General features: G+C 56.9%; 6 protein-coding genes. 1 reads left to right on the top strand and 5 read right to left on the bottom strand.

All coding sequences use genetic code 11. The features are described from left to right. Window positions 1–340: 340 nt before the first annotated feature. Together ACW9IR_RS26275 and ACW9IR_RS26270 are read right to left on the bottom strand one after the other, a co-directional pair. Complete coding sequence (locus ACW9IR_RS26275) at window positions 341–3,961, bottom strand: hypothetical protein (RefSeq protein ID WP_457465548.1); 3,621 nt, start codon at window positions 3,959–3,961, stop codon at window positions 341–343. Between the two features lie 287 nt (window positions 3,962–4,248). Further along, a complete protein-coding gene (locus tag ACW9IR_RS26270; RefSeq protein ID WP_457465546.1) occupies window positions 4,249–4,614 on the bottom strand; it encodes a DUF6124 family protein in 366 nt (121 codons plus the stop codon). A 617-nt stretch (window positions 4,615–5,231) separates the two neighbouring features. On the opposite strand from ACW9IR_RS26270, the gene ACW9IR_RS26265 reads away from it, so the two are divergent. Beyond that, complete coding sequence (locus ACW9IR_RS26265) at window positions 5,232–5,900, top strand: hypothetical protein (RefSeq protein WP_457465544.1); 669 nt, start codon at window positions 5,232–5,234, stop codon at window positions 5,898–5,900. Window positions 5,901–6,119: 219 nt separating this feature from the next. Here ACW9IR_RS26265 and ACW9IR_RS26260 read toward each other — a convergent pair whose 3' ends face one another. The 3 genes from ACW9IR_RS26260 to ACW9IR_RS26250 form a co-directional block, all read right to left on the bottom strand. Continuing rightward, complete coding sequence (locus ACW9IR_RS26260; RefSeq protein ID WP_457465542.1) at window positions 6,120–6,590, bottom strand: hypothetical protein; 471 nt, start codon at window positions 6,588–6,590, stop codon at window positions 6,120–6,122. A 490-nt stretch (window positions 6,591–7,080) separates the two neighbouring features. After that, entirely contained in the window at window positions 7,081–10,281 is a 3,201-nt protein-coding gene (locus ACW9IR_RS26255; RefSeq protein ID WP_457465540.1) for a hypothetical protein, read from the bottom strand. A gap of 361 nt (window positions 10,282–10,642) precedes the next feature. Then, window positions 10,643–11,002 (bottom strand): DUF6124 family protein, encoded by a 360-nt coding sequence (locus ACW9IR_RS26250; protein ID WP_457465538.1) that lies wholly within the window; start codon window positions 11,000–11,002, stop codon window positions 10,643–10,645. Window positions 11,003–11,292 lie beyond the last annotated feature (290 nt).

The raw sequence follows: 11,292 nt of genomic DNA, 5'->3' as shown, positions 1-11,292 counted from the left end.
TAGAACCCGCCCCCAAGGCGCACAAGCCGGCGGATTCTGGCGTAGCTGTAGGCAATGGCGCAAGGATGTGTAGCCTGTAAGACGTGTCTGAAGGTGTCCTTTAAACGCCAGCGTTTAAAATGGATTTTGCGCTGACTTCACTGGCCCCTTCGCGAGCAAGCTCGCTCCCACATTTGAAATGCGTTTCCCAGTGGGAGCGAGCTTGCTCGCGAAAGGGCCATCCGCGTCAGCAGAAAAACCTCGATTAAGCCCCGCTGTTTAAATCACTGGTTAAATAAATCCGTCCCCTCTGTGGTCTATCCCCTTTGTCCCATAAATAAATGCGTCTCCTTTGCCTGATTTAGCCTTCGTCTATCAAAATATTATCTAAGAAGAAGCCGTAATCGGGCTCTGCCGCTCCATTGATCTGGAAGTAAGAAATGTATCGTCCTGCAGGTGCTTTATATTCAAAATAACCTTGGGAGACAACGGGAAGTTGTCTTGTTTCTATGTTGTGGCCACTAGAGTCAAAAAAAGTAATAAGGTTCGGTGCGTGAGTGTAAAAGACCTCGATATTTATTCTGGTTGCAAGGCCATCCCAACTAAAATTAATTATCGAGCCTCCTATGAAAAATATAATCCGTTGCCCTGGATTGAATGGGTCGTTAATTATAGATGTTACTCCTTGTTCATGTTGTAATGCGGTTATAGACAGACCGCTCGCGAGTCTTACAGGTATATTTAAATTTAAGTTCTGAGGCCAAGAGCTATTAAAGTTCTCATATATTGAGGCGCTTTTTACTACGGTCAGTGTCCAGACCGCCGACTCGACACCCGTGCCATACAAGGCCCTGGCCTTGAAGTTGTGCACTGTCAGGCTCAGGTCTTTCACTTCCAGTTCCCATTTGCCGGTAGTGGCATTCACCAGCGCTTTGCCTTTCGACGCCACCCCATCGAAAATCTCGACTTGCAGGCGTGGCGTCGCGGTGCCGGTCAACTTGATGCTGGTATCGAGGGTCACGGTGTTTTTGGGTATTTCCACTCCTTGCGAGTCCTTCACCGAGGTAATGGCAGGGTTTACTGCATTTGAATACGTGAAGGTTCTGCCGACTGATTCCTGGCCGGTGCCATAGTCCGCTTTGGCCTTGAACGTACGAGTCCCAATGGCGGTCAGCGTGGCGGTATATGTCCAGATGCCAGTGCCGTCGACCGGGTGCTTGCCCCTTGACGCGGCGCCTTCGAATACCTCGACCTGCTGATTGGGCGCGGCGGTACCGGTCAAGGTTACAACGGGATCGACCGTACCACCGTCGTGCACAATTTCTGCGCCTTTGGAGTCTTTCACCGAGGAAATGTCCGGTTTCACATCTTCCACAGCCTTGATCTTGTATGCCTTCACCGGCCCGACAATCGCGTCCGCTTCGACCTGGCTCAAGGTCAGTGCCAGTTTGTAATGCAGCTCCAGATCTGTGTCGTGCCCCAGATCCTTCAAATAACTGTAGGGGATGACCTGCTCATATTTTCCGGTGTCGATCCACGCCTGATACACAGCGGAGCCCGGTACTTTCCACAGCACGCGATTATGCTCTGCCCCTTGGGCTGTTTTACCTTTCAATTCTGCCCACACCGGATGACCTTGTTTCATAAATGCCCATACCCCGGCGCGGAATGTCGCGCCCGCTGTGACCTTGCTCAGATCCAGCTCATCCCCCTCGGCCTGCACGATACTGAGCTTGTCCAGCTCCGCAGCGGGCAGCGGTGTGACTGTCACCGTGAGCGCTAGCGATGGGAATTTGTTGGTTCCCTGCGTCACTTCGTATTGGAGCGTGAAGGTTTTCGCCGTGTTGCCGATGTTGGCGGCAATCGCTTCTGGTGGGATCAGAAATTCAACGCTGCCACTGGCGACCCCCGGTTTGGGCGCGATGGTCGGAGAACCGGCGCCGGGCGTACCGGTCATGGTCAGTTGAATGCTGTGTTTGTCGTTCATACCCGTGTAGGCCACGATTACCCGGCCACCGGTTTGGGCATTGAGCGGTGCCAGAGTCACAGCGGCGCCGCTGCCTATGGCTTGCGGCATCTGCGGGAGCGGCAAGGGGTTTTCCAGCGCCACCCCGACACTGAACTCCAGCGGATTGGCATAGCTGGGTTCACCCCCCGCCGCGCGTTTGATGAAATACGACGCCGTGACCGTGCCGCCTTCATTGCCCTTGATCAGCTCGGCCCCGATGGGGAAGGGCACCGGTTGGCCGGCGGTGAATTCGTTCAGCTTGATCGAGTCGCTGTCGGTGCCGGTTTTCGAGCCGACCCACTGTCTGAAGACCTCATCGCCCTTGACCGTGTTCAGATAAATCACGGTCAGGGTGGTGCCGTCGGTGTCGGCCGGCAGCACGCCGTCGACCACGCCGGCCACTTGCGGCTCCGGCAGTTCCAGGCGGGGTTCGCCGACTTGCAGGATGTCGGCGTGGATCGATTCGCGGATGGCGTGGGTGGCGTTGACCCGGTTCATCGTGCCGAGCAGCGAGTCTTCGATCAGCAGTTGGTAGTACAGCTCCAGTTTGCCGCCGTTGATGGGCGTCAGGTGCGCCGCACCGGGGACGTTGATGCGCAGCGGCTCTTTGGCCTCGATGTCGCCGTTGGTGATCGGGCGCAGCGGCAGGTCGGGCAGGTACGGGGTCAGTTCCGGGCGGGTGCCGAGCCAGAACAGCCTGATCGCCTGGCCGGCGGCGAAGGAGGTGTCGAAGGGGATTTCAATGCGCACCTGGCTCAGCGTCGGGTCGAGCGCGCCTGACACGGCGTCCAGTGCCGCCGGGGCTTTAAGCCGCTGCACCTCGCCGATGGCGCTGATGAACTGGGTCCTGGCGCGCAGGTCGTCGGAGGCGTCGTGCTTTTTCAGGCGATAGGACAGGGCAATCTGGGTCTGGGCCAGTTGGCGCAGCACGGCGTTGGGCACAGGAATTTCGGGGATGCTGGGCACGCTGAGGAGGACTTTTGCCGGTAACTCAAGATTGATCGGTGCCCCTTCTTTCGGGGTGCCTTTGATCCGTACAAAAAGGGTGTCGCCGACCTCGAAGTCTTTTGGGGCTGGATGGGGGCGGTTCATGGCCACAACCTGCGCCGTGCCATCGGCCTCGCCGAGTTTGTCGACGTCCAGTTTGTTGTTCAGCGCCTCCTTGAGCAGCGGTGCGCCCAACAGGGTCGTGTCGAGCGCCACCACTACGCGTTGTTCGGCACTCCAGTCCTCGGAGCGGTTATCGACCACATCGTAAACTTCGAAGGCCACGGCCAGACCGGCGTCGCCGGAATCGCCGCCCTCCTTGATGGTGTCTTTGTCGATATGCACGATGATCGGTGTCTGCCCCGTTGCCTGTTCCTCGGTCAGCGGATCACTGAGGACAAACACGCCGCCCCAAGTCACCTGAATCACGTCGCCGACGGCGGCATTTGGATAAGGCGCCGCGCCAGCGGTGCCGATGGTGATCGGCACGCCAGCGGCGACGTTGTCCTGATCGATGCCGCCGTCGAGGATTTCCCGGGGGATGCTCATGACCAGCCTCGAATGGCCGGGCTCGTCGCTGTCGTCATGGCCGCCGGGGCGGGTGAGTTTGACCCGCACGTTCATCACCTCCGAAGGCTCGGGCGTCTGGTTCAGGCGGGTGACCGCGTAGGACACCGCAAAATGACCCTCGTCAATGCGTGAGGCGGGCACAAACATCTGCAGTTGGGTACCGACTTCACTGCGGTCGATGGTCTCCTGCAGCACCTGCTGGCCGGCGCCCCAATAAATCACCAGCTTGTCGCCCACGCCCATCGGGCTCCACGGCCCGGCGCGGCACAACAGGCCCTGACGTGGAAAGTTGTCTCGCGCGGCGGCCAGGTTGATGCCCCAGACCTTGGGCGTCTCGGACACTGGCCCGGTGCGGCCGGGGATGTCGAGTTCCTTGAAGATCAGGGGGTTGTTGTCGGGCTGTCGGGTGGTGGACATGGGGGACTCCAGGGCGCACGGCGGTGGAGTGATTCAACGCTGGATGGGGGATTTGCGCACCTGTCAGATCTGACAGGTGCGCGGGGGTATCCGACGAGCGGTTGTTTGCTTTTTCTTGCTTGAGCGATGTGGGGGGCTTTGAAGACGCCTTCGCGAGCAGGCTCGCTCCCACAGGGATCGGTGTCGATCACCAGGCTGCGTTTACACCGCCGAACCTGTGGGACGGGTTTGCCCGCGAAGGCGTCAGCTGCTACAACACCTCACTCAAGGCTTGTCACAGATCCCTGCTACTGCGGCAACTCCAGATTATCCATCACCCGATTCACCGCCAGTTCGCCCAGCATGATCAGCTGTGCAATCCCCAACAAAGTACGACGCTGCGACGCGGGTATGAGGTGGGCGAAGTCATGGGCGATGGTTCTGGCTGAAGCGAGCGTTTCGCTGGCATCGGCATCGGCCAGCAGTTCCTCGTTTTTGAAGTCGGCGGTAACGGCGTACATCCGGCGGGTTTTGCGTGGTGGTGGGGTCGAGCCGGGTGGGCAGAGGTAGTGATCGAGGGCGCGGTCGGCGGCGTCGTTGAGCTTTTTTGAATCGAGGGATTCGTAGGGGGAAGTGGAGTCGATTTCGGGCGGGTTGGGTGTTGGTTTGATCATGGTGAAGCTCCTTTGAAGTGGAGCCGCTACAACCTGTCGCTAAACAGGAGGGGTGGCGGCTGTACGCAGGTTAGCGAACCGGTCAAAGGCACCCGGCAGACCCGAGGGTCTCCCGCATACAGCCACCATGACGAAATCGCGAAAATACAGATCCGCAACGAAGCCTGGAACGCTGATGCACCTTTGAACTTGAATTCGAGTCGCTAAACCCGATCGCTGATTTGTCAGCGACCGGACCACAATAGAACCCGCCCCCAAGGCGCACAAGCCGGCGGATTCTGGCGTAGCTGTAGGCAATGGCGCAAGGATGTGTAGCCTGTAAGACGTGTCTGAAGGTGTCTTTTAAACGCCCGAGTTTAAAAGGCGATTTGCGCTGACTCACTGGCCCCTTCGCGAGCAAGCTCGCTCCCACATTTGGAATGCAATCCCCTGTAGGCCTTCGCCTGTTCGCGACAGCGGTCTGTCTGGTTTGAATGGAAAAGCGGAAGACGGGGGGCAGGCCCGGTTTACCGTCTGTCCGAAACCCCGCCCAACCTGATAGTTCTGACAGTAGACGCTTCGCTCCCGCTGAGGTGCCATGGCCATGGGAATAGTCCCGTAGCGCAGAGAGCACGATCATGGCAGAGGCTATCTATAAAAAGCTTGAAGGAATGACACTGGACTTTGTTTCAGGTCGGCTGGAGGAGAACCTGAAGGAGCGGAGCATCCGTTACACGGCGAGCTTCGATCTGGATCTGGACTTCACCCACTTTGTGCAAATGGCCAATGTTTATATTCCGGGTTATCTCGACAATCCGGTCAACGCCATCAGACCCGAGCTGGACGGCCTGGCTTACCACTATTCCTACAACTATCTGTTTGATGCGGCGGGGAACATTCGCGACAACCAGGCCTTGTTCGATCTGTTCACCTCGCCCAGCTATTACATGGATCAATGGGCGACCGGCCCTGATCTGGCAGTGCGCTTTGGCAAGCCGACGTTTGAACGGGTCGGTCGCACGTTACGCATCACGGCGCGCAAGGATTTTCGATCGCTGCAAGATGATCACCTGATTCAACTCGGCGAGTTGCCGGTCATCCAATTCCATTGGGCACTCAATCTGCTGGAAAGTCACCTGACAGGTCCCGGGACCCGTGCGCCGGAGACCAAGGTGGTTTTCATGTACATGGATGAGGATTTCGTCGAAGTGGAGGGAGAGCAGTTGCTGCGCGGTACGCAGTACCTCAATGGCAAAGAACTCAAGTTCGGCGAAATTTTGCCCAAGCACATTCTGATCGCGCAGTGACCGGCGTTTAAAGCAAAAGATCGCAGCCTTCGGCAGCCCCTACAGTTGAAATACGAAACTGTAAAAGCTGCCGAAGGCTGTGATCTTCTGATTTTTCTACCAACGAGAGTAAGGAGCGAAGCAATCCCGCAACCACCGAAAGTCTCCGGGATAGCCCCAGTGCCCTGCGTGCGAGCCTGCTCCTGAAGGGGGCAACACTGACCTCCAATCGACTATTTTTCAAACCACCTTCGGTGAATTCTGCATGTCGAATTTTTTCATTTTTGCTGCGAGTTCATTCTCAGATACAAGCCTGATTCGGATGTTGTCAAGGTCGGCAATATTAGTTGCACTGAAAGACAAAGTGTTTTTGCTGGCGGTGTCTTTCGGTTTGAACAGTCCCTCAAATTCATGCCATTGTTCCCATGTGATCGGGAGCTTCTGGCGCATCAGTTGTTCATCGCCTAAGCTTAAAGTCATTTCGGAATCATCGAGGCGGTTGTTGTTGTAGCTGAAGTTGAATTCGTATAGTTTTCCGGATTCTAACGTAATTGTTTTAGTGATCGTTCCAGTAGCCGTTTTAGGGTAATGAAGATAATACTGGTGGTCTCCAGTTGTAATCAATTCCCCACCGTCGATGGGGGACCAACCGTTCCAGTACGCTTTTGTAAAATCGGTGAAGTCATCCAGGTTGGTAAAGTTGGTAGTCATTTCATTCTCCTCGGTATCGATAGATTAGAGCGTTGGTAAGTGCTGGCAGCCAAATTTTTAAAGGCTGGTGATGTTGCTCTTGAGTATTGCAATCATTAATTTTGAAATGAAGTCTTCGTCTTGGAAGAAATCAATCAAGTACATCAATCGAATAATTACTAAGTCGACAACGCCTTGATGGAGTCATTAAAACAGGCAGCGGGAAAGTGCACACCTGTCAGAGTTGACAGGTGTCAGACGAAACCCGATGAGTGGTCGTTTATCGCTTGGAAGAAAAAATTTGCTGTCGAGACGCCAAAACTCGCTGTCCCGATTGAACGGGACAGTGGTTCCGTTTTTCTTGAAGCGATGTGGAGTATGTGAACCCGCCTTCGCGAGCAGGCCCGCTCCGGGCGGCGATCCAATCGACTGAACGCCAGCTTTCACTTCAAAGTCCTTGGCAACCAGCGGGGTCTCTGCAAGAACACCACTGGTTGAACTGAGCGGGCGCTTAATGAGAGGGTGTCGTGGTGCCGGCATTCGTTTCCAGCAAACGCCTTGCCTTGAGCGCCAACCCTCTTGAGGCGGGCGTCGCCAAATAGGACACCTGCCCTATTAAGCGATGCTGAACTGCGCTGCTGTCACCGCCAGTGCGGGGATAACCCCAGGTGACCACTCGACCGTCGGCAGTTAGCGCGGTGAAGCTCTGAGCACTGCCATAAAGGGCATGCACCTCGGTGAGTTGATCGGCGACGAGAGAGATTTTCTCTACCATATCTGGATTCCCCCAAGTGACCACCGTGCCATTTTTACGCAGGGCTGCGAATGCTGTCAGGCAGCCGCACATCTGAACAATGTCGTCCAGTTGTGCGATCTCCTCCGGCAATAGCCCCCCGGATTCAGTCTTCCCCCAAGCCACAACCCGACCGTTGCTTCGAAGTCCAGCAAATGCGCCAAATGTCGCGGCTATGTCAATGATATCCGTCATTTTTTCAATCACCGGTCCAATAGTGTCCGCATTGCTGCTTCCCCAGCCCACGATCTGACCGGTCTTGCGTCTTGCGATAAAAGCTTTTTCGAATGATCTCAATTCGACGAGGTCGGTCATTGCTGCGATGTCGTCAGGCACGACTCCGGCTAAAGAACCACCCCACGCCACGACCTGGCCGGTGTGTCGAAGTCCGGCAAAGGCGTCATAGTTACCCCACAATTCTTTTATATCGGTGAGTCTGCCTATTTCGCCAGGCATTGCTTGGCCGCCCCACGCTACGAACTGCCCATTGGACCGTTGTGCTGCAAAGGCGTAACCAGCGGCCACCACGCGAACAAGATCGGTCAGCGCACTGATGGGCGCAGGTACTGCCGTATCTCCCCAAGAGAAAACCCGCCCGGTATTCTTCAGTCCAGCAAATGCCGAGTTACTGCCGGCCAATTGTGTAAAACCTGTTGGGTCTACGTGACCCATGTCCCCGCCCTGCTGCCCCTCGCCCCAGGCATGCACCTCGCCGTTAGCTCGGCGCACTGCATACGCTTTTTGTGTGCTGCAAACTTGAACAATGTCTTTGAGCAATCGAATATTCGGCGGAATGTCGGCGCCATTCTCTTCTACTCCCCAACCTACAAGTTCCCCCTCATCACGATGAGCGACTACAGCTGTGTTATTGCCGAAGATATTCAGTGGATTGAGCGTCAGTCGGTCATCTGCGGTACGTACTTGCAAGGGCTGCAGTGGGAAGTCGTCGCGCCAGGAAGTAGCCGTTGTCCAGTGACTGTCTGACGGATATTTCCACTCGGCAGCCACGGGTTGGCCGGTTTCGGCATTGAATGTGCTCAAGAGCCGGCTAGCACCCCTTGGAATGACTAATGTATGTTGAAAGCGTGCCCCGAAAATGCTCAGTACGCCTCTGCCGATCACGTTGCGCACGTCATAAACGCTCGGGTTCGACGGTCCGTCCATGCCGCCCGCCTGACGGGCGATTTTGTAGCTGAGCGAGATTTCTCCACCGTTTTCATCATTGATACGCGCGTGGGAAATATTGATTGAGGTCAGCTCCTTGCCAACATCGACCGGCGAAACGGTGTATTGGTGGCGCGTGGCGGTTTTGCCTTCTACGGTGACGGTGATGTGATCATCTTCCTGCAGCAGCGCGGCAGCCGGGATGACCACAGTTGCACCTTTTGGAATCGTGTTGGGATTGAGCTGATCCTTCTGCGCACCTGTAGCTTCGAGGAACGTGGCGACTGGCAGGGTCACGCTCACCTGCATCATGAACGGCAATGATTCGCGCACGCTCAATAGTGCCGTTTCGCTGTCGGTGACGACGTAATAAACCTTTACGCTCAGGCCTTTGAACCACAGGATCACTTCGTTGCGCACGCTGCGCCGGATGGGCTGGTTTTCCGCGACATCACCCGCCAGTTGCGGATCATCGTAATAAACGGTGCCACCGCCGGGGGCTTGCGCGACCCAGATCAGATTCACCAGGTCGCTGGCTTTACGACCCGGATACCACGGGATATTCACCGTGGCCAACGTTGTGTCGGATGGCAACGTCCCGTCAGGCGCCTCGTCGACGGTTGGTGCGGCCAACTGGCTGATGTCGCCGACCACGGTGATGCTGGCATTTTTCGACGGGCGGTCCTGCTCCCCGCTACGGTGGCGTATGTAGCTGATCGAGGCGCTCCCCTTGGCGATGGCTTTGACGGCCGCGTTGGGGATGGGGAAGTCGAGGTTAAAGTCTACGAATTCGACGGTCTGCTCCAGCGGTCCGACGATGATTTGCGGGCCTTGCGCCGGGATGCCGACCCAGGTCATCGCAATCTCGTCACCCACATTGAAATATTCCTTCGGGGTGTATGCGCGGACGATCACATCGTCATCCCCGAGCTGAGCGAGATCGATGCGCTCGGTCGGCAGACCATTGACCAATACCTTTGGCTCGTTCAACCGATTACCGCCCAGGTCCACCAACACATAGCGCTGCGCCGACCACGGTGCGCGTTCATCCGGATAGTTGCCGCAGCGGTCGATGACCTGAAAAGCCACCGCCACGCGTGGGCCATCGCCCGCGGTTTCGATTATTTTGCGACTAAACACAACGGTGATCGGATGGGCAGTCGGATTCTCTGCCTGTTCCGGCGTAACGACATGCACCACTTGCTGGCTGCCCCAGCGCGCGAGGATGCGATCGTAGCGGGTGAGGTTGCGGTAGGGCACGACGGACATCGTCACTCCCTCGTCCGGCAGTTGTTCATCGACCTCATCATGGGAGAGGGTGAACTTGAGATCAGAGTGGCCGTCATCGCCGGGAATGTCATCGTATTCGCCGGGCCGCGTGAGCTTGACCAGCAAGGTCAGCACGGGTATCGAATCTTCTGGAACCTGGTTTTTCTGCGAAATCCGGTAGAACACCGGCGTGGCATCCCCCTCGAGCACGTGGGCCTTGGGCAGGGTGAAGGAGACGTCCTTGTTGAGCTCGGAATCCAGCTCGAGGATTTTGCTCCAGAGTGCCACATCGGGATTGCCCCAGAACACCTCGACCTTATCGCCGACTCCCATCCTCCCCCAGGCGGGGACAATGCCTTGCAGATCGCCTTCCACAGCCCGGATGGGGATGCCGCCGTAGTAATGCTCTGCAGGGTCGAGGGTGACCAGCGCAGGGAAGTAGGGAGGTCGCAAGGCTTGAGGGTTGTTGAGCTTTTCATTAGACATGAGGCTTACTCCGGTCCGTGGTTGGGCGATGGAGTCAGTTAAAGCGGAATTAAAAAATGACGCACCTGTCAAGTCTGACAGGTGCGTGGTGGTATCCGACGAGCGGCCACTTGTTGCTCCGTATCAGAAACGGTTTTCCTGACGCAACGTCAATATCCGCCGTCCCGATTTTAACGAGGCGGCGGATTTTCTTTGTTGAGGCGATGTGCAGGCTTTGAAGATGCCTACGCGAGCAGGCTCTACAGGTTCGGGGGGGGGGCAACGCAGTCTTGTGAACGACACCGATCCCTGTGGGAGCGGGCTCGCCCGCGAAGGCGTCGGCCGCTACAGCGCCTCACTCAAGGCGTGTCACAGGGGCGCGCTATTGCGGCAACTCCAGATTATCCATCACCCGATTCACCGCCAGCTCGCCGAGCATGATCAATTGCGCGATCCCCAGCAGCGTCCGGCGCTGTGACGCCGGTACGAGATGAGCGAAGTCATGAGCGATGGTTCTGGCTGAGGCGAGGGTTTCGCAGGCATCGGCCAGCAGTTCCTCGTTTTTGAAGTCGGCGTTAACGGCGTACATCCGCCGGGTTTTGCGTGGTGGTGGGGTCGAGCCGGGTGGGCAGAGGTAGTGATCGAGGGCGCGGTCGGCGGCGTCGTTGAGCTTTTTTGAATCGAGGGATTCGTAGGGGGAAGTGGAGTCGATTTCGGGCGGGTTGGGTGTTGGTTTGATCATGGTGAAGCTCCTTTGAAGTGGAGCCGCTACAACCTGTCGCTAAACAGGAGGGGTGGCGGCTGTACGCAGGTTAGCGAACCGGTCAAAGGCACCCGGCAGACCCGAGGGTCTCCCGCATACAGCCACCATGACGAAATCGCGAAAATACAGATCCGCAACGAAGCCTGGAACGCTGATGCACCTTTGAACTTGAATTCGAGTCGCTAAACCCGATCGCTGATTTGTCAGCGACCGGACCACAATAGAACCCGCCCCCAAGGCGCACAAGCCGGCGGATTCTGGCGTAGCTG

The organism is Pseudomonas sp. SDT291_1_S447, from assembly GCF_054070155.1.
The sequence above is the reverse complement of the archived record's forward strand: the minus strand, read 5'-3'. Positions and strand labels throughout refer to the sequence as shown.